Here is a 19,409-nt window from a genome sequence, read left to right on the forward strand (position 1 = left end):
GCAGCAACGCCGGCAACTGCGCAAGGAGCCCCTGGTGAGCCAGCTCAGCCAGTTGCGTTCCATCGGCATGAGCAGCGCCTGGGTGCTGGGCAAGGAGCTGTTCGGCTGGCGGCAGTTCGACAATCGGCGCCAGGTGGCTGCGGCCATCGGGCTGGCGCCCACGCCGTACGACAGCGGCCAGAGCGCGCGCGAGCAAGGCATCGGCAAAGCCGGCAACAAGCGTGTGCGCTGGCTGCTGGTGGAGCTGTCGTGGCGCTGGCTCAGGCTGCAGCCCGACAGTGACCTCACGCACTGGTTCGAGCGACGTTTTGCTGCCGGCGGCAAGCGCATGCGCCGCATCGGCATCGTGGCGCTGGCGCGGCGCCTGGCGGTGGCGTTGTGGCGCTACGCGCAGTTCGGCGAGATCCCCGCGGGGGCCACGCTCAAGGGGATGCCCGCCTGAGCAAGAGCCCGGCCATATGCCTGAACGCCGAGTCATCGCGATGAACCCAGGTCGACGCGCCCGTGGAAGCCCCTGGGCCGCTTCGCCGCGGCCGTCCCCGAGATGGGGCGCGTCGGTAACCGCAGAGTCAGCCAAGCGCCTCGCGCGTACGCTGCATCGGGTGGCGGCAGTGCCCGCCACGGATAGAAGGTGGTTCGAGCCTTGGCTCGAACGCTGCAGCACTCTGCGACCCGGGACTTCTTCCTCGACCTGCCCCCCGGCAGCCAGACAGACGAGCTCCACCCATCCCCTCCGCCCCTTCCCGCCAGCGGGAAGGGGAACCCCAACGACGTCCCCTACAGCGCACCCGCCGTGACGGAGAAGCTTGACAAACGCTTCCCCATAGAAGGGGGCTCGCGCAGCGGACCGGCGGAGCCGGATCCGCGCACGCCCTGGTGAGGGGCCGGCGCAGAGCGCGGCCCGGTGGTGGCAGGGCAAGGGCCAGCGCAAAGCGCGGCTCGGCAACTCAATGAAAAACGGCCCGCCGGTTGGCGGGCCGTTGGCATTGCGGAGACGGTCGCGTCAGGCGGTGACGGTCTTGGCGGTTTCGGCGTACTCGGCGATCTGGTCGAAGTTCATGTAGCGGTAGATGCCGGCTGCGTCCTTGTTCACGACGCCCATCTCGGCGTGGTACTCCTCGACCGTCGGGATGCGGCCCAGCTTGGAGGCGATGGCCGCCAGCTCGGCGGAGGCCAGGAACACGTTGGTGTTCTTGCCCAGGCGGTTGGGGAAGTTGCGGGTCGAGGTCGAGACCACCGTCGCGCCTTCACGCACCTGCGCCTGGTTGCCCATGCACAGCGAGCAGCCCGGCATCTCGGTGCGGGCGCCGGCGGTGCCGAACGCGGCGTAGTGGCCTTCCTTGATCAGCTCGCTCTGGTCCATCTTGGTCGGCGGCGCGACCCAAAGCTTGACCGGGATGTCGCGCTGGCCGCCCAGCAGGCGCGCGGCCGCCCGGAAGTGGCCGATGTTGGTCATGCACGAGCCGATGAAGGCTTCGTCGATCTTGGTGCCGGCGACTTCGGACAGCAGCTTGGCGTCGTCCGGGTCGTTCGGACAGCAGAGCACCGGCTCCTTCAGCTCGTTCAGGTCGATCTCGATCACCGCGGCGTACTCGGCGTCGGCGTCGGCCTGCATCAGCTTCGGGTTGGCCAGCCAGGCCTCCACGGCCTTGATGCGGCGCTCCAGCGTGCGCTTGTCCTCGTAGCCGTCGGCGATCATGTTCTTCATCAGCACGATGTTGCTGCTGAGGTACTCCTTGATCGGCTCGGGGTTGAGCTTGACGGTGCAGCCGGCGGCCGAGCGCTCGGCGGAGGCGTCGGACAACTCGAAGGCCTGTTCGATCTTCAGGTCCGGCAGGCCTTCGATCTCGAGGATGCGGCCCGAGAAGATGTTCTTCTTGCCTTGCTTGGCGACGGTCAGCAGGCCCTGCTTGATCGCGTACAGGGGGATCGCATGGACCAGGTCGCGCAGGGTGACGCCGGGCTGCATCTGGCCCTTGAAGCGCACCAGCACCGATTCGGGCATGTCCAGCGGCATCACGCCGGTGGCCGCGCCGAAAGCGACGAGGCCGGAGCCGGCGGGAAAGGAGATGCCGATCGGGAAGCGGGTGTGCGAGTCGCCACCGGTGCCCACCGTGTCGGGCAGCAGCAGGCGGTTCAGCCAGGAGTGGATGATGCCGTCGCCCGGGCGCAGCGAGACGCCGCCACGGTTGCTCATGAAGGTCGGCAGCTCGCGGTGGGTCTTCACGTCCACCGGCTTCGGATAGGCCGCGGTGTGGCAGAACGACTGCATCACCAGGTCGGCCGAGAAGCCCAGGCAGGCCAGGTCCTTCAGCTCGTCGCGGGTCATCGGGCCGGTGGTGTCCTGGCTGCCGACGGTGGTCATCTTGGGTTCGCAGTAGGTGCCGGGGCGGATGCCTTTCTGCGTGCCGTTCACCTCAGGCAGCCCGCAGGCGCGGCCGACCATCTTCTGTGCCAGGGTGTAGCCCTTGCCGCTGTCCACCGGCGCCTTGGGCAGGCGGAAGATGGTGGAGGCGGGCAGGCCCAGGAACTCGCGTGCCTTGGTGGTCAGCGAGCGGCCGATGATCAGGTTGATGCGGCCGCCGGCGCGGACTTCGTCGAGCAGCACCTCGCTCTTGAGCTGGAAGCTGGCGGCGACCTCGCCGTTCTTCACGACCTTGCCTTCATACGGCATCACGTCGACCACGTCGCCCATCTCGAGCTTGGACACGTCGACCTCGATCGGCAGCGAGCCCGAATCCTCTTGCGTGTTGAAGAAGATGGGCGCGATCTTGCCGCCCAGGGTGACGCCGCCGAAGCGCTTGTTCGGCACGAAGGGGATGTCCTGCCCGGTGGCCCAGATGACCGAGTTGGTCGCGCTCTTGCGCGACGAGCCGGTGCCGACCACGTCGCCGACGTAGGCCACGACGTGGCCCTTCTTCTTCAGGTCCTCGATGAAGGCGATCGGGCCGCGCTTGCCGTCTTCCTCCGGCTTGAAGGCCGCGCCTTCGCGCGTGTTCTTCAGCATGGCGAGGTAGTGCAGCGGGATGTCCGGGCGGCTCCAGGCGTCGGGCGCGGGGGAGAGGTCGTCGGTGTTGGTCTCGCCGGGCACCTTGAAGACGGTGACGGTGATCTTCTGCGGCACTTCGGGCCGCGAGGTGAACCACTCGGCGTCGGCCCAGCTCTGCATGACTTCCTTCGCGCGGGCGTTGCCGGCGCGGGCCTTCTCGGCCACGTCGTTGAAGAAGTCGAACATCAGCAGCGTCTTCTTCAGGGCCTCGGCCGCCACGCCGCTCACTTCGGCATCGTCCAGCAGCTCGATCAGCGGATGGACGTTGTAGCCGCCCACCATCGTGCCCAGCAGCTCGGTGGCCTTGGCGCGGCTGATCAGGTCGACCTTCACGTCGCCATGCGCGACCGCCGCCAGGAAGCTGGCCTTGACCTTGGCCGCGTCGTCGACGCCCGGCGGAACGCGGTGCGTGATGAGATCCAGCAGGAAGGCTTCCTCACCCGCCGGCGGGCTCTTGATCAGCTCGATCACCTCGGCGATCTGCTTGGCGTCGAGCGGCAGCGGCGGGATGCCGAGCGCGGCGCGCTCTGCGACGTGTTGGCGATAGATTTGCAGCATGGCGGGGCTCCTGAAGACGAGGGGCAAGGGTTTCTACGATATTTTATATCTTATATAAGACTTGCCAAGCCTGGCCTGGCAGCGCCGGCGCTGGACCGCCTGACGAAACGGCGATTTTCCTGCAGACGAGAAGCCTCGCAAGGCCCGTACCGTCTTGGGGGCGGGCGGCCTGGCCGGCCACCGGCCACGAAAAAAGCCCGGCAGGGCCGGGCTTTCGTGTCGGATCGGGGAAGGCGGGGCTCAGCGCGATGTCGAGGCGGCAGCGCCGTCGCTCATCAGGCCGGCGCTGGGCTGGCCCTCGGCGGCCTTCTTGGCCAGGCGCTGCTTCTCGCTCACGCACTCGTCGACCAGCCGGCGGCCGGCCTTCACGTCCATCAGCATGGACTTGTAGGCGATCTGCAGCATGAGGGTCTGGCCCTTGACGTCTTCCAGGCGCAACGCGCCGGTGGACGAGAGCACCGGCTTCATCGTGTATTTCTGCTTGCCGAAGGTCACGTCGACATAGCCGTCGTACTTCGGGTTCATGGCCACTTCGACGCCCTGGTTGAACTCGCAGTCGTAGTGGCCGATGTGCGTCATCTGGGCCGCGGAGGCCTGTTCGCTGCTGGCGGCGGGCAGGGTCTCTTCGACCACGGGCTTCGGGGCGGGCTTGGCGGGGGCGGCCTTCTTGGCGGCCGGCTTGGCGGCTGGGGCGGCCGGCTTGGCCGGGGCGGCCGTCTGGGCCGAGGCGGCACCGATCAGGCACACGCTGGCAGCCAGGGACAGAAGACGGATGGAAAGTCGGGTCATGAAATGGAACTCCGGATGCAGAGGACAACCGCCGCGATTGTGTCGACCCCCCTCTGCTCAGGAGTGACTGATGGTTTCAACGACGCGGGCCGTTCGCCCAAGTGCGAAGAATGTCACGCCGGTTGTGGCGCGTCGCTCGAAAAGTACGCCAGCCTGATCTCTGCCGGCAATTGCGGCCCGCCCGCGAACGAGGTGCGATGGGCTCGCTGCAGCACCTGCCAGAAGTAGCGGTAGCTCGCCCGGTCGTGCAACTGCTCGCGCCCGCGCGTGCCGTGGCGGATGGGCGCCCAGTCCGCCGCCTGCGCGGCCGTGATGATCTCGATGGCCTGGTCGATCTCGGCTGCGCTGGGCGCGAAGGCGTCGATGATCGGGCGGATCTGGTCGGGGTGGATGCTCCACATGCGGGTGAAGCCGAACTGGCGCGACGCGCGCTCTGCCGCGGCCTGGAGCGCGGAGGCATCCTTGAACTCCGTCACCACGCAATGCGAAGGCACCTTGGCGTGACCGTGGCAGGCGGCCGCGATCTCCAGTTTGGCCCGCACGACCAGCGGGTGCTCGAACTGGCCTTGGGCGCCCATGGCGGATTGCGGGATCGCCCCATGGTGCGCCGAGACGAAATCCATCAGCCCGAAGGACAGCGACTCGATGCGAGGATGCGCCGCAATCGCCTGTACCTCGCGCAGCGCGCCGTGCGTCTCCACCAGGGCGTGCAGCGGGATGCGGCGCGAGAGACCGGCGGCCGCGCTGATGCGATCGACTGCCGCAACAGCGGTGTCGATATCGGCCGCACGGTCCGGCTTCGGGATCATGAGATACGCCAGGCGGGCGCCCGCGCGCGGCAGCAACGCCTCGAGCATCGGCTCGAAAGCGGGGTGGCCGACCGGCACGACCCGGGCGCCGACACGGCCGAAGGCATTGGCAGTCGAATCAACGAGCTCGGCCATGAGTTGCGCGTGCTCGACCTCTCCGCCGACCGGTGCGCCGTCCTCGCCATCGAGCGTGACGTCGAAGGCCGGGCCGAGTTCGGACTGCAACGCCAGGCTCTTGCGCATGCGGGCCTCGACGCCGCAGTAGTGGTCACAGACGGGCAGGTCGGGCAGGGCGGCCTCGCCCGCATCGACGAGGGCTTGGCTGGGATGGATGGCTTGGCTCATGGTCGGCAATGAAAAAGGCCGGGTCGCATCGCGCGATCCCGGCCCGTCAGCTTACTGCGCCCAAGCGGATCAGAGCAGGTGCTTGACCCCGTCCTGCTCGCCTTGCAGCTCGCCCAGGGTCTTGTTGATGCACTCCTGCGAGAACGCGTCGATCGGCAGGCCTTCGACGATCTTGTACTCGCCGTTCTCGGTCGTGACCGGGAAGCCGAACATCACGTCCTTGGGGATGCCGTATTCGCCGTTGCTGGGCACGCCCATCGTGACCCACTCGCCGCGGGTGCCGAGGGCCCAGTCGCGCATGTGGTCGATGGCGGCGTTGGCGGCGGAGGCGGCGGACGACAGGCCGCGAGCCTCGATGATGGCCGCGCCGCGCTTGCCGACGGTGGGCAGGAACACGTCCTTGTTCCACACCTGGTCGTTGATCATGTCCTTGACCGGGGCGCCGTCGATGGTGGCAAAGCGGTAGTCGGCGTACATCGTCGGCGAGTGGTTGCCCCAGACGGCCATCTGCTTGATCGACGCGACCGGCTTGCCCGTCTTGGCGGCGACCTGCGAGAGCGCGCGGTTGTGGTCCAGGCGCAGCATGGCGGTGAAGTTCTTGCGCGGCAGGTCCGGCGCGGACTTCATGGCGATGTAGGCGTTGGTGTTGGCCGGGTTGCCGACAACCAGGACCTTCACGTTGCGCGAGGCCACGGCGTTGAGCGCCTTGCCCTGGGCCGTGAAGATCTGCGCGTTGGCGGCCAGCAGGTCGGCACGCTCCATGCCGGGGCCGCGGGGGCGGGCGCCGACGAGCAGGGCGTAGTCGGTGTCCTTGAAGGCGGTCATCGCGTCCGAGTGGGCTTCCATGCCGGCCAGCAGCGGGAAGGCGCAGTCCTCGAGTTCCATCATCACGCCCTTGAGTGCCTTCTGGGCCTTCTCGTCGGGGATCTCCAGCAGCTGCAGGATGACGGGCTGGTCCTTGCCCAGCATTTCGCCCGAGGCGATGCGGAACAGCAGGGCATAACCGATCTGGCCGGCGGCGCCGGTGACGGCGACGCGAACGGGCTTCTTGCTCATGGTGAAGTCTCCGAAGGGGAAGAGAGAAAGGGCGAATTCCTGGGGCGGGGCGCCGCCGATGACGGCAGCAGGCGCGGCCGAGTCCGCAAGTGTAGCCCGGGGTTGACCCTCGGTTTCTGATATTCTTATGTCTTATATAAGACACAAAGCCATGCCTGCCGATCTGCCGCCTTCAGAGTCCAGCGCCTCGCCGGCCACAGGCCCGGCGTTCAGTCCGCTGTACCAGCAGATCAAGGCCTTGCTGGTCAAGAGCCTGCAGAGTGGCGAGTGGAAGCCGGGCGAAGCGATCCCCAGCGAGCTCGAGCTGGCGGCGCGCTTTCGCGTCAGCCAGGGCACGGTGCGCAAGGCCATCGACGAGCTGGCGACCGAGAACCTGCTTGTTCGTCGCCAGGGCAAGGGCACCTACGTGGCCACCCACGCCGAAGAGCAGATCCAGTACCGCTTCCTCCGGCTGATGCCCGACGAAGGCCCGGTCACGGGCATGGCCCGCCACTTCCTCGATTGCCGCCGCATGCGCGCGCCCGCCTCGGTCTCGCGGGCCCTCGGCCTGGTGGGCGGCGAGCCCGCGCTGCTCGTGCGCCGCACCCTCTGGCGCAACGCCGAGCCGGTGGTGCTGGACGAGATCTGGCTGCCGGCGCTGATGTTCAAGGGGCTGACCGCCGAGCGCCTGTCCGATTACGAAGGCCCGATGTACGGTCTGTTCGAGACCGAGTTCGGCGTGCGCATGATCCGCGCCGAAGAGAAGATCCGCGCCGTGGCGGCCGACGAGGCGACGGCCGAGCTCCTGCACGTCACGCGGGGCGCGCCCCTGCTGAGCGTGGAGCGCCTTTCGCACACCTACGGCGACAAGCCGGTCGAGCTGCGGCGCGGCCTGTACAACACGAGGGCGCACTACTACCGCAACGAACTGAGCTGATCCATCGGGGCAAGCCCGGCGCAAGCTTGTTGCGCTGCAATAGAATCGATTGGTTTCACTGCCCTCGCGCCCGACAGGGTGGGCTTGCGCCCAAAGTGCCCACCAAGGACCGACACCAGGACTGAGATCTCATGGCCAACACGCTGCCCGACACGCCTGCCAGGCGCCCGGAGTTCCGCAACATCCACGCGTTGTCGGATCTTCCCCACTACCGCTTGCCGGCTGCCGGCATCGTCTCCATCCTGCACCGCATCTCGGGCTTCATCCTGTTCCTGCTGATGCCCTTCGTGATCTGGCTGTTCGACACCAGCGTCACCTCCGAGATCTCCTACGACACCTTCCGCAGCGCCTACCTGGCGGGCATCGGCTTCCTGCCGGCGTGGTTCGTCAAGCTCGTCACCCTGGCGCTGATCTGGGGCTACCTGCACCACTTCGTCGCCGGTGTGCGCCACCTGTGGATGGACATGACCCACAGCGTCTCGAAGGAGCAGGGCAAGACCTCGGCCGTGGCCACGCTGGTGATCAGCCTCGTGCTCACGGTGCTGCTCGGCGCCAAGCTGTTCGGCCTGTTCTGACGGCCGCGAAGGATTCTCGACATGGCAATCAACCACGGTTCCAAGCGCCTCGTCGTGGGCGCGCACTACGGCTTTCGCGACTGGCTCGCGCAACGCGTCACCGCCGTCCTGATGGCGCTGTTCACCATCGTGCTGCTGCTGCAGGTGCTGGTGGGCGGCCCCATGGGCTACGACAAGTGGGCCGGCATCTTCGCCGCCCAGTGGATGAAGGTCTTCACCTTCGTCGTCATCGTCTCGCTGCTGTACCACGCCTGGGTCGGCATGCGCGACATCTGGATGGACTACATCAAGCCGGTGGGCCTGAAGCTCGCCTTGCAGGTGTTCACCATCGTGTGGCTGGTCGGCTGTGCCGGCTGGGCGATCCAAGTGCTGTGGAGACTCTGAACGTGGCCGCCTCGATTTCCAAACGCAAGTTCGACGTGGTCATCGTCGGGGCCGGCGGCTCCGGCATGCGGGCCTCCTTGCAGCTGTCGCTCGCCGGCCTGTCGGTGGCGGTGCTGTCCAAGGTCTTCCCGACGCGCTCGCACACCGTGGCCGCGCAAGGCGGCATCGGCGCCTCGCTCGGCAACATGAGCGAGGACAACTGGCACTACCACTTCTTCGACACCGTCAAGGGCTCGGACTGGCTGGGCGACCAGGACGCGATCGAGTTCATGTGCCGCGAAGCGCCCAAGGTCGTCTACGAGCTCGAGCACTTCGGCATGCCGTTCGACCGCAACGCCGACGGCACGATCTACCAGCGCCCCTTCGGCGGCCACACGGCCAACTACGGCGAGAAGCCGGTGCAGCGCGCCTGCGCCGCGGCCGACCGCACCGGCCACGCGCTGCTGCACACGCTGTACCAGCAGAACGTCAAGGCCCGCACCAACTTCTTCGTCGAGTGGATGGCGCTGGACCTCATCCGCGACGCGGAAGGCGACTGCGTCGGCGTCACCGCCCTCGAGATGGAGACCGGCGAGCTCTACATCCTCGAAGCCAAGACGGTGCTGATGGCGACCGGCGGCGCGGGCCGCATCTACGCCGCGTCGACCAACGCCTTCATCAACACCGGTGACGGCCTCGGCATGGCGGCGCGCGCCGGCATCCCGCTGGAGGACATGGAGTTCTGGCAGTTCCACCCCACCGGCGTGGCCGGCGCTGGCGTGCTGCTCACCGAAGGCTGCCGCGGCGAAGGCGCGATCCTGCGCAACGCCAACGGCGAGCGCTTCATGGAGCGCTACGCCCCGACGCTGAAGGACCTGGCGCCGCGCGATTTCGTCTCGCGCTCGATGGACCAGGAGATCAAGGAAGGTCGCGGCTGCGGTCCGAACAAGGACTACGTGCTGCTCGACATGACCCACCTGGGCGCCGAGACGATCATGAAGCGCCTGCCCTCGGTGCTCGAGATCGGCCACAACTTCGCCAACGTCGACATCACGAAGGAGCCGATCCCCGTGGTGCCGACCATCCACTACCAAATGGGCGGCATCCCGACCAACATCCACGGCCAGGTGGTGGTGCCGAAGAACGGCGATCCGAACGCGGTGGTCAACGGCCTGTACGCGGTGGGTGAATGCTCCTGCGTCTCGGTGCACGGCGCCAACCGCCTGGGCACCAACTCGCTGCTGGACCTGGTGGTCTTCGGCCGCGCGGCCGGCAACCACATCGTCGAGACGGCGCTCAAGACGAAAAGCCACAAACCGCTGCCGGCCGATGCCGCCGACCGCACGCTGGCCCGCCTGGCCCGGCTGGATGGCAACCCGAATGGTGAGTACTCGCAGGACGTGGCCAACGACATCCGCGCCACCATGCAGAAGCACGCCGGCGTGTTCCGCACCCAGGCCAGCATGGACGAGGGCGTGGCGAAGATCAAGCAGGTCGCCGAGCGCGCCAAGAGCATCGGCCTGAAGGACAACTCCAAGGTCTTCAACACGGCGCGTGTCGAGGCGCTGGAGGTCGAGAACCTGATCGAGGCCGCGCAGGCCACGATGATCTCGGCGGCGGCCCGCCCCGAGAGCCGCGGCGCCCATGCCCACAACGACTATCCGAACCGCGACGACGCGAACTGGATGAAGCACACGCTGTGGTACTCGGAGGGCAACCGGCTGGATTACAAGCCGGTCAAGCTCACGCCGCTGACCGTCGAATCCGTGCCGCCCAAAGTGCGTACGTTCTAGTCCGTACCTTCTCAAGACCGCAAAGAATCCGAATCATGGCAAAGCGAAGCTTCGAAATCTATCGGTACGACCCGGACAAGGACGCCAAGCCCTACATGCAGACCATCGAGGTCGAGCTCGATGGCCACGAGCGCATGCTGCTGGACGCGCTGGTCAAGCTCAAGGCGGTCGACCCCACGCTGTCCTTCCGCCGGTCCTGCCGCGAAGGCGTCTGTGGCTCGGACGCCATGAACATCAACGGCAAGAACGGCCTGGCCTGCCTGACGAACATGCTGACGCTGCCCGACAGGATCGTGCTGCGCCCGCTGCCCGGCCTGCCGGTGGTGCGCGACCTGATCGTCGACATGACGCAGTTCTTCCAGCAGTACCACTCCATCAAGCCCTACCTCGTCAACGACACGCCGCCGCCCGAGAAGGAGCGCCTGCAGTCGCCCGAGGAGCGTGAAGAGCTCGACGGCCTGTACGAATGCATTCTCTGCGCCAGCTGCTCGACGAGTTGCCCGAGCTTCTGGTGGAACCCCGACAAGTTCGTCGGCCCGGCCGGCCTGCTGCAGGCCTATCGCTTCATCGCCGACAGCCGTGACGAGGCCACCAGTGCGCGGCTGGACAACCTCGAAGACCCGTACCGTCTGTTCCGCTGCCACACCATCATGAACTGCGTCGACGTCTGTCCCAAGGGCCTGAACCCGACGAAGGCGATCGGCAAGATCAAGGAATTGATGGTGCGCCGGGCGGTCTGACCGCGGCGCGTTCAGGACCCAGCAACACGAGGCATGGAAACTGCTGCCCAGCTGTCCTCAGGCGATCTCGGTCGCCTGAAGTGGCGCTGCCGCAGGGGGCTGCTCGAGAACGACCTGTTCGTCGAGCGCTTCTTCCGGCGCCACGAGGCCGGGCTGACGGTGCGCCAGGTGCAGGGGCTGCAAGGCCTGATGGACCTGTCGGACAACGACCTGCTGGACCTGCTGCTCGCCCGCAAGGAACCGGAGGGCGAGCTCGATCGCCCCGAAGTGAAGGAAGTGCTGGCGCTGATGCGTGAGCCGGGCTGAAGCCCGACGGATCGATCACCCGGCCAAGAGATTTGTTCGAAAGGAACCGACGATGACCCCGTCCGATGTGAAAGCCACCCTGTCGTTCTCGGATGGCAGCCCGACCATGGACCTGCCGATCTACAAGGGCACCATCGGCCCGGACGTGATCGACATCCGCAAGCTCTACGGCCAGACCGGCAAGTTCACCTACGACCCGGGATTCCTCTCCACCGCCTCGTGCAACTCGACCATCACCTACATCGATGGCGACAAGGGCGAGCTGCTGTACCGCGGCTACCCGATCGAGCAGCTCGCGGTGAACTGCGACTTCCTCGAGACCTGCTACCTGCTGCTGTACGGAGAGCTGCCGAACGCCGACCAGAAGGCCGACTTCACCGCTCGCGTGACCAACCACACGATGGTCAACGAGCAGATGCAGTTCTTCCTGCGCGGCTTCCGCCGCGACGCGCACCCGATGGCGGTCATGACCGGCCTGGTGGGCGCGCTGTCGGCCTTCTATCACGACAGTACCGACATCAATAACCCCGAGCACCGCGAGATCGCCGCGATCCGCCTGATCGCGAAGATGCCGACGCTCGTGGCCATGGCCTACAAGTACACGATCGGCCAGCCGTACATCTACCCGAAGAACGACCTGACCTACGCCGGCAACTTCATGCGCATGATGTTCGCCACGCCGTGCGAGGAGTACAAGCCGAACGACGTGCTGGTGCGGGCGATGGACCGCATCTTCACGCTGCACGCCGACCACGAGCAGAACGCCTCGACCTCGACCGTGCGCCTGTGCGGCTCTTCGGGCACCAACCCGTTCGCGGCCATCGCGGCCGGCGTGGCCTGCCTGTGGGGGCCGGCTCACGGCGGCGCCAACGAGGCAGCCTTGAACATGCTCGGCGACCTCCAGCGCCAGGGCGGCGTGGCACGCATCGGCGAGTTCGTCGCCAAGGTCAAGGACAAGAACTCCGGCGTCAAGCTGATGGGCTTCGGCCACCGGGTCTACAAGAACTACGACCCGCGCGCCAAGCTGATGCGCGAGACCTGCCACGAGGTGCTCGAAGCGCTGGGCCTGCAGAACGACCCGTTGTTCAAGCTGGCGATGGAGCTCGAGAAGATCGCGCTGGAAGACGAGTACTTCGTCGCCCGCAAGCTCTACCCGAACGTCGACTTCTACTCGGGCATCGTGCAGCGCGCGATCGGCATCCCGGTGCCGCTGTTCACCGCGATCTTCGCGCTGGCCCGCACGGTGGGCTGGATCGCCCAGCTCAACGAGATGATCGGCGACCCCGAGTACAAGATCGGCCGCCCGCGCCAGCTCTACGCCGGTGCCGCCCAGCGCGACGTGGTTCCCCTGGCGCAACGGTAGTCGCAGGCTTCTCCGCATCAAGCCACCCTCCGGGGTGGCTTTTTTTGTTCTTGGCACGCCGATCAGCGCACGCCCGGCGCCTCCGAGCGCAGGGCCGTCCAGGTCAGGGTGATGGCGACCGAAGGGTCCACCATCCGGCCGACCAGTGGGCTGTCCTCGTTGGCTGCCCATCGAACGCTTTCCACACCCGCGTGCAGGCCCAGGCGCAGGTCATCGCGCAGCCGGCCGGAAAGCGACACGCCCAGCCGCGTCGCGACCAGGCCTGCCCTGGCCGAATAGGCGGGTCGCGTGGGCGTGGCGTAGGCCGGGTCGACGCCGTAGTACATGTCGTTCAATCCGCGGCTGCCGACCAGCGCGCCGAGGTAGACCGAAGGTGTCCAGCCGCTCCAGTCCGGCAGCCTCCAGGTCAGCCGCGGCTCGAACGACACGCCGGCATAGCGCAGGCTTCGGTCGACGTCGAAGACCAGGCGCACCGGCAGGTCCAGCCGCCACGGCGGGCGTTGGCCGTCTTCGGGCAACTCCCCGAGATGGATCCGCAGGCTCGGCCCGATCTCCGCCAGCGTGCCGACGGCGGGCATGCCCTCGCGCGCGCCGCTGTCCTGCCCGCCCGAGCCGAAGGAGGCCGCGGCGCTGAAATCCAGCTCGGTGCGCGGCGTGCGCAAGGCCCTCAATCCGGCGGTGCCGCTTTCCAGCCGGAGCAAGGGACCCCGGTAGGTGACGAACGGCAGCAAGGCGGCGCTGGTGGTGCGGCGGGCGGCGCCGGGATAGACGGCGTGATGCCCGGCGACGGCAAACAGGCCGGCGGTCCACAAGGGCGGCGCCTCGGCATCGGCCTCGCCCTCGTCGGTCAACGGGTCCCTGTCCCGGTCCGACTGCGCGGCGGCATGGGTGGCGGCGAGGGCCAGGGCGATCGGGACCAGGGCGATATGAGTGAGGCGCATCTTCAGGTGGGGCATCAAGCCAGTCCGATCTGGGCAGGATTCGGACCCGGAACGCGATGCCAGGCCGGCAGGCGGGCCTTCGGCAGCAGCTCCTGCACCGCGCGCGTGGCCTGGTCGATGGCGCTGTGGGCATAGGCATACGCGCCGGCATCGCTGTTGGCGATGGCCACGCGGCCCCAACCACGGCGGGCGCTTTCGCACGGAAGCGGCCCTCGCGGCCAGTAGCGGTCCCAGGGCCGCATGTACTCGTAGGCGTAGCCGTGCGCCCAGCGGTTGACGGTGACGGCCTCGATGTCGCGGGCGGCGTCGAAACCGAATTCGCCCAACGCGGACTGCAGCAGCGTGCGCACCTGCCGCTCGAGATAGGCGAAATCCCAGCCAAGCAGCATTGCGCGACCCTGCGCTGCCTGGGCCCGGGCCGAAGCCCCGTTGCCGGGGACGACCACCTTTCCCAGGTGCAGCAGGATGGGCTCGTCCGGCGACTGGGCGAAGCGCTGGCGGCCCATGCTGACGGGGAAGTCCAGTGCCACGTCGCTCCAGAATCCGTCGATCACGTTCAACCCATGCAAGCCGGATCGTTGCCAGGCACGCCAGTTGGACAGCAGCACGGTCGTGTAGAGCAAAGGCACTTTGACCTGGTCGTTAAGCGCCTCGACCTGCGCGCGGGGCAGCTCATCGGTCAAGCGGGCGATCACACGGTGCCAGCAGGCCAACAGCACTTGTCGGGCGCGCACCAGGCGTACACGGCCCGCTGCATCGACGTATCGCAGCTCGACGAGCTCGGCGCGCGCCGGCGGTCCGAGGTGACGCAGGCCGATCGCGGTGGCACCGAGTCGGATGCGCACCGGCTCATCCGGCCGGTCCAGGTGACCCCGGTCGAGCGTGCCGTCGACCAGCCCTTCCATGCCCTGGCCGGGCAGCGCCGAAGGGATGAGCGCACGAACCAGCGCCCGGGCCACGCCCGCGTTGCCGTCGGGGAAGTGGTAGACGTACTCGTCCTGGCTGGCCATCAGCTGGCGGCCGCTGGGCGACATGCGGCGGTCGATGTGCTCGCCCAGCGCGAGGCCGCCGAAGCCCGGCAGGCCGGCAGCCCAGGCGTCGAGCGCTGTCGTGGCATCGATGCCGACGCCGAAATAGCCCTGGGTGTCGGTCTGGAGGAAGCGCGATGCGGCCGGATCGATGCGCCAGTGCCGTTGAAGGAAATCGCGGTAGCTCATGCCGGCCAGGGCGGTGCGCCGGGCGGCCACGGTCTTCAGCGCGGGCAGCACGTCCCGGCGCTCGGTCAGCAGGGCTGCGAGACGGTCCCGGGCATCAGCGCCGAAGGGCGTTCGTTGCAGCCATTGGGCGGGCGGCTCGTCCTTCGTGCGACGCACGAGCCGGTCCTCGCCCCAGCCCTCGCGTCCGAAGAACAACCCGGTCTGCGTCAGCCCCTGGCGCTCGGACCAGCCCTTGTCGAAAAACTCGTTCTCGAAGCGCTGCAGCTCGATGCCCAGATCCTGCAAAAGGCCCCGCGCCGCCGGCGAGAACAGGCTAGGCGAATCGAGCGACTGCGAGCCGCCATAGCCGATCAGCTTCACGCCCGAGCGAGAGACGAACTCGTTGCGCCGCGCATGGCCGCCGATGTCGTCGAGCGCGTCGATGAGCAGCATGCGCACTGGGCGACCCGCGTGGCGCCGGTACTGCCAGGCTCCCGCCAGGCCGCTCAATCCGGCACCGACGACGACCAGGTCCTCGATCTCCGCGTCGACTTCGGCCGCCGCTTCGCGCAGGCGCTGCGGCGCGTCGCGCCAGGCATGGGCCGTGGCGTTGACGGCATCGGACTGGCCCTGCATGCCGGTGCGCTGCGCGATCGGGTCGCCATCGCCCGCGGTGGCCATGGCGACGCCGGGCACCGTGGCCATTGCCACGCCGTTGAGAAAGTCCCGGCGGGTGATCTCGGGCAAGGTCGGCATGAGGGTCGTCGGCGGCGTCGTGGGCTGCGGCGAGCACGGATGCGGGAGGATCCGGGACCTCACGATCATGGCACGGGCGATCCGCCCGGCAGGAGTTTGTCCTTGTCGTCCCCTCGTCTTCACGGAGTCGCGCGATGGTGGCCGTTGTGGGCCGCCTTGGCCGGGCTGGCCGGCTGCGCCTGGTCGCCTGCCGATGGCACCAGCTCGGCCCGGGCCGCATGGCCGAAGGAAGCTGCCCCCCAGGCCGTCGACTGCCCGACCGGCCTGCCCGCAGGCACGCGCTGCCTCGGCGGGCGCGACAGCGCCGGTGCCTACTACCGCATCGCCATCCCGCCCGGGTGGCAGGGCGATCTCGTCGTGCATGCCCACGGCGGCCCGACCCTGGGCGCGCCCAAGGCCGAGCGGGTCGACGAGGACCTGCAGCGCTGGTCTGTGATGCTGCGCGCCGGCTATGCCTGGGCGGGTTCGAGCTTTCGCCAAGGCGGGGTCGCGGTGCTCTCTGCGGCCGAGGACACCGAGCGCCTGCGTCGCCTGTTCGTCGACCATGTCGGCACGCCGCGCTACACGGTGCTTCACGGGCAGTCGTGGGGCGCGAGCGTCGCTGCGCGGGCGGCCGAGCGCTACGGCCACGCGTCCGCAGGGCAGCGCGCCCCTTACGACGCCGTGCTGCTGTCCAGCGGCGTGCTCGGCGGCGGCACTCGCTCGTATGACTTCCGGCTCGACTTGCGCGTCGTCTACCAGGCGCTGTGCCACAACCATCCTCGGGCCGACGAGCCCGCCTATCCGCTGTGGCAAGGCCTGCCGGCCGCGGCTTCGCTGACGCGCGCCCAGCTCACCCAGCGTGTCAACGAATGCCTGGCGCTCGACCGGCCGGCGGCCCAGCGCACTGCCGAGCAACGGCGCAAGGTCGAGACCCTCACGCACGTGATCCGCATTCCCGAGAGCGCCCTCGTGCCGCACCTGGCCTGGGCCACCTGGCACTTCCAGGACATTGCGCAGCACCGCGTGGGCGGCGGCGGCTCGCCCTTCGGCAACATCGGCGCCCGATACAGCGGCTCGGCCGACGACGAGGCGCTCAATGCGCAGGTGCTGCGCTACCAGGCGGACCCGTTGGCAGTTTCACGCCTGTCCGCCGACACCGATCCGACCGGCCGCATCGACCTGCCGGTGCTCAGCGTGCATGGCATCGACGACCCCACGGCCTTCGTCGAACTCGACGACGAGTTCGCGCGCACCGTGGCGCGCGCCGGCCGGGCCGAGCGGCTGGTGCAGACCTTCACCCGCGACCACGAGCACAGCTACCTCAGCGACGCGGCCTACGCGACCCTGCTGCAGGCGCTCAGGCGGTGGGTCGAGCAGGGCGAGAAACCCACGCCGGCCGGGATCGCGGCGGCTTGCCCGGGGCTCGAGGCGCAGTTCCCCGGCTGCCGCTTCGAGCCGGGCTATCGGCCGGGGCCGCTGGACTCGCGTGTCACCGTCCGGCCGCGACCGCAGCCGACCGCCGGGACAGCAGAAGGCGCACCCCGCCGCGCGGACGCAGGGTGACATTGAGCACCGGCTGGGCCGGCAACGCGCCGGCCGGCAGCCTCCACGTGTAGCGCTGCAGCAGCATGGCCGCGACGAGCGTCATCTCGAGCGTCGCGAAGTGCTGCCCAATGCACACGCGCGGCCCGGTTCCGAAAGGCATCCAGGCGCCGCGGGGCAGGGGTGGGGCGCCGGGCATGAAGCGCTCGGGGCGGAACTCGCCCGGTGCTTCCCACACCCTCGGGTCGCGCTGCAGCACCCACGGCGTGATGCGCAGCAGCGCGCCGCGAGGAATGCGATGCCCGCCGAGCGTGATCTCCCGCGTGGTGCGGCGGGTCATGATCGCGGCCACCGGCGGGTACAGGCGCATGGCCTCCTTCAGTGTCGCGCCCAGCCAGGGCAGGGTGGGCAGGTCCTCGGGCCTGGGCTCGCGGCCGGCCAGGACGGTGTCCACCTCCGCCAGTGCGCGTTGCAGTGCCGCCGCATCCTCGGCCATCAGCCGGCTCCACCACAGCAGCGCGGTGGCCGAGGTCTCGTGCCCGGCCTGGAAGCTCACCATGCACTGGTCGAACACCTCGGCCTCGGAAAGCGATGCGCCGGTGGCCTCGTCCCGCAGCGCCAGCAGGTGCGCCAGCAGGTCTTCCCGGGGGGTATCGCCTTCGCGACGCCGCGCCTCGATGTGGTGGCCCACCAGGCCCTTCAGCAAGCGCAGTGCCTGCCGCTTGGCCGCCTTGCCAGGCAGGGGCAGCCAGTCGGGCAAGGTGACGGGCCAGAACATTTCGCGCATGGCGGTTTCGGACAGCACCTGCACCGCCGCTGCCGCGTCACGCGCATCCGCTTCGACCCGGCTGGAGAAGAGCGTGCGCAGGATCACGTCCATCGCGACGCGGGTCCACAACGCATCCATGTCGACCAGCGCTTCGCGTTCGCCGGGCGGCACCGCGGCGTCGAGCGCACCGTGGGCGGCCTCGCGCATGAGCGCGGCGTAGCCGGCCACCCGGCGCGGCGTGAAGGCCGCGTGCAGCATGCGGCGCTGCCGCTGCCAGGTCTCGCCCTCGGTCACCAGCACGCTCTGGCCGAAGACCTGCTCGAAGACCTCGATGCCCCGCTGCCAGCGGACGAGCGCGTCGGCATGGTCGACGAGCGCCTCGCGCACCAGGTCTGCCGTGAAGAGGTCGTAGGCCTGCTCCTTCACGAGCCGCATACGGGTCAGGTCGCCATGCGCCTGCTGCAGGCCGGCGGTGAACCCGAGGTAGTCGGCCCGCATGGCGCGCAGCAGGGGCAGGCCCCACCATCGGTGCGGCGGGCCGGGTGGAAAGGCATCGGTCGCCTTCGGCGGGACGTGGGTGAGTTCCATGCCCCGCAGTGTGAGCGCGCCGGCCCGCCGCTGTCTTGAATGAATTCGACATGACGGGTCTTGGGCCGTCGTTGGCGAACGCCTGCCTACACTGGGCTGCATGTCCGAGGTCGTCGCCCCCCTTTCCTCAGCCGTCAACCGCCTCTGGTTGCCTCGCCTGTCCTTGAGCGCGTGCGTGCGGGGCGTCATGACCCGGGACACGCGTAGCCTCGAGCTGAGCGACGAGCAGCGCCTGAACCGGTTCCCCGCCTCGCCACTGTGCAGCCTCAGCTGGTGGTTTCACGGCGAGAGCCGCATGGTGGGCTTCGACGAGCCGCCGGCCGCGAGCCGGCCGATGCCGGGGCGCTTCGTCTTTGGCGGGCCGCATCGGGTGCCCACGCAGTCGTGGTGCCCGGGCCCGGCGCACGCAATGATGCTGGTGCTGCTGCCGGATGCCTTGCACCACCTCATCGGGCTGGATGCCGAACGCTGGGTCAACCGCATCGTCGACGCGGCCGAGGTGTTGCCGCCGGAGTGGCTGGCCCTGTGCGAGGCCGTGCAATGCGCGCCGGACGATGAGGCCCGCGTCCGACTGATCGAGGACTTTCTCGACCCGCGCTGGCAGGCCGCGCGGCCGGCGCAGGTGATGACGGCACACCGCTATTCAGACTGGGCCCAGGGCCTCGCCTTGCGAGCCGCCACCTCGTCGGCCGGGCGCAGCCTGCGCCAGGTGGAGCGGCGCATCAAGCAGTGGGCCGGCCAGCCGATGCGTGAGCTGCGCGGAATGGCCCGCGCGGAGAAGGCCTTCTTCGACGCCTTGGCTGCAGCCCCTGACCCCGACTGGGCGGGCATCGCGGTCGAAGGAGGCTACGCCGACCAGTCCCACCTGTGCCGCGAGACCCGGCGGCTGACCGGCTTCGCCCCGGTGGAGCTGCGCCGGCGCATCGCCGAGGACGAATCCTTCTGGGCTTACCGGCTCTGGGGCTGAGCCCCG

Annotated in this window: 17 protein-coding genes; 10 read left to right on the forward strand and 7 right to left on the reverse strand. The window is 68.7% G+C overall.

All coding sequences use genetic code 11. From position 1 onward, the window contains the following. Positions 1-442 (forward strand): transposase (locus ACS5PM_RS03805; protein WP_439385629.1); only part of this gene is annotated, 442 nt, incomplete at its 5' end. A 561-nt stretch (positions 443-1,003) separates the two neighbouring features. Here ACS5PM_RS03805 and acnB read toward each other — a convergent pair. The 4 genes from acnB to ACS5PM_RS03825 form a co-directional block, all read right to left on the reverse strand. Further along, on the reverse strand, positions 1,004-3,607 hold the full coding sequence (acnB, locus tag ACS5PM_RS03810; RefSeq protein ID WP_439385631.1) for a bifunctional aconitate hydratase 2/2-methylisocitrate dehydratase: 2,604 nt from the start codon (positions 3,605-3,607) through the stop codon (positions 1,004-1,006). A 240-nt stretch (positions 3,608-3,847) separates the two neighbouring features. Then, the gene (locus ACS5PM_RS03815; RefSeq protein WP_439385633.1) at positions 3,848-4,396 is read right to left on the reverse strand and encodes a hypothetical protein; all 549 of its coding nucleotides are present in this window, start codon (positions 4,394-4,396) and stop codon (positions 3,848-3,850) included. Positions 4,397-4,509: 113 nt separating this feature from the next. After that, the gene (locus ACS5PM_RS03820) at positions 4,510-5,550 is read right to left on the reverse strand and encodes an HpcH/HpaI aldolase/citrate lyase family protein (protein WP_439385635.1); all 1,041 of its coding nucleotides are present in this window, start codon (positions 5,548-5,550) and stop codon (positions 4,510-4,512) included. 69 nt (positions 5,551-5,619) lie between these two features. Then, positions 5,620-6,606 (reverse strand): malate dehydrogenase, encoded by a 987-nt coding sequence (locus ACS5PM_RS03825; RefSeq protein WP_439385637.1) that lies wholly within the window; start codon positions 6,604-6,606, stop codon positions 5,620-5,622. Between the two features lie 151 nt (positions 6,607-6,757). On the opposite strand from ACS5PM_RS03825, the gene ACS5PM_RS03830 reads away from it, so the two are divergent. The 7 genes from ACS5PM_RS03830 to gltA all read left to right on the forward strand — a co-directional run bounded on the left by ACS5PM_RS03830 (position 6,758) and on the right by gltA (position 12,662). Next, complete coding sequence (locus ACS5PM_RS03830; protein ID WP_439385639.1) at positions 6,758-7,522, forward strand: GntR family transcriptional regulator; 765 nt, start codon at positions 6,758-6,760, stop codon at positions 7,520-7,522. Positions 7,523-7,653: 131 nt separating this feature from the next. Then, the gene (gene sdhC, locus ACS5PM_RS03835; RefSeq protein ID WP_439385641.1) at positions 7,654-8,097 is read left to right on the forward strand and encodes a succinate dehydrogenase, cytochrome b556 subunit; all 444 of its coding nucleotides are present in this window, start codon (positions 7,654-7,656) and stop codon (positions 8,095-8,097) included. A gap of 21 nt (positions 8,098-8,118) precedes the next feature. Then, positions 8,119-8,481 carry a succinate dehydrogenase, hydrophobic membrane anchor protein gene (gene sdhD / locus ACS5PM_RS03840; protein WP_439385643.1) on the forward strand — a complete coding sequence of 121 codons (363 nt, stop codon included), beginning with the start codon at positions 8,119-8,121 and terminating at the stop codon, positions 8,479-8,481. A 65-nt stretch (positions 8,482-8,546) separates the two neighbouring features. Further along, positions 8,547-10,253 (forward strand): succinate dehydrogenase flavoprotein subunit, encoded by a 1,707-nt coding sequence (sdhA, locus tag ACS5PM_RS03845; RefSeq protein WP_439386839.1) that lies wholly within the window; start codon positions 8,547-8,549, stop codon positions 10,251-10,253. Between the two features lie 35 nt (positions 10,254-10,288). Beyond that, entirely contained in the window at positions 10,289-10,993 is a 705-nt protein-coding gene (locus ACS5PM_RS03850) for a succinate dehydrogenase iron-sulfur subunit (protein ID WP_439385645.1), read from the forward strand. A 33-nt stretch (positions 10,994-11,026) separates the two neighbouring features. Further along, a complete protein-coding gene (locus ACS5PM_RS03855; RefSeq protein ID WP_439385647.1) occupies positions 11,027-11,299 on the forward strand; it encodes an FAD assembly factor SdhE in 273 nt (90 codons plus the stop codon). Between the two features lie 52 nt (positions 11,300-11,351). Further along, positions 11,352-12,662 carry a citrate synthase gene (gene gltA, locus ACS5PM_RS03860; RefSeq protein WP_439385649.1) on the forward strand — a complete coding sequence of 437 codons (1,311 nt, stop codon included), beginning with the start codon at positions 11,352-11,354 and terminating at the stop codon, positions 12,660-12,662. A 62-nt stretch (positions 12,663-12,724) separates the two neighbouring features. On the opposite strand, the gene ACS5PM_RS03865 is transcribed toward gltA, so the two are convergent. Next, entirely contained in the window at positions 12,725-13,618 is an 894-nt protein-coding gene (locus ACS5PM_RS03865) for a MipA/OmpV family protein (RefSeq protein ID WP_439385651.1), read from the reverse strand. Next, positions 13,618-15,555: an NAD(P)-binding protein gene (locus tag ACS5PM_RS03870; RefSeq protein WP_439385653.1), complete on the reverse strand. Its 1,938-nt coding sequence runs from the start codon at positions 15,553-15,555 to the stop codon at positions 13,618-13,620. Before ACS5PM_RS03870 ends, ACS5PM_RS03865 begins: the two co-directional genes overlap by 1 nt. Positions 15,556-15,657: 102 nt before the next feature. On the opposite strand from ACS5PM_RS03870, the gene ACS5PM_RS03875 reads away from it, so the two are divergent. Next, positions 15,658-17,100 (forward strand): hypothetical protein, encoded by a 1,443-nt coding sequence (locus tag ACS5PM_RS03875; protein WP_439385655.1) that lies wholly within the window; start codon positions 15,658-15,660, stop codon positions 17,098-17,100. Here ACS5PM_RS03875 and ACS5PM_RS03880 read toward each other — a convergent pair. Beyond that, complete coding sequence (locus ACS5PM_RS03880; RefSeq protein ID WP_439385658.1) at positions 17,027-18,436, reverse strand: cytochrome P450; 1,410 nt, start codon at positions 18,434-18,436, stop codon at positions 17,027-17,029. The genes ACS5PM_RS03875 and ACS5PM_RS03880 overlap by 74 nt on opposite strands. Positions 18,437-18,623: 187 nt before the next feature. Between ACS5PM_RS03880 and ACS5PM_RS03885 the strand changes: the two genes are divergently transcribed. Then, positions 18,624-19,403, forward strand: a complete 780-nt coding sequence (locus ACS5PM_RS03885) for an AraC family transcriptional regulator (RefSeq protein ID WP_439385659.1) — start codon at positions 18,624-18,626, stop codon at positions 19,401-19,403. The last annotated feature ends 6 nt before the right edge of the window (positions 19,404-19,409 follow it).

The sequence above is a fragment of the Ideonella flava genome (assembly GCF_051857595.1).
Lineage (GTDB): Bacteria > Pseudomonadota > Gammaproteobacteria > Burkholderiales > Burkholderiaceae_C > Ideonella.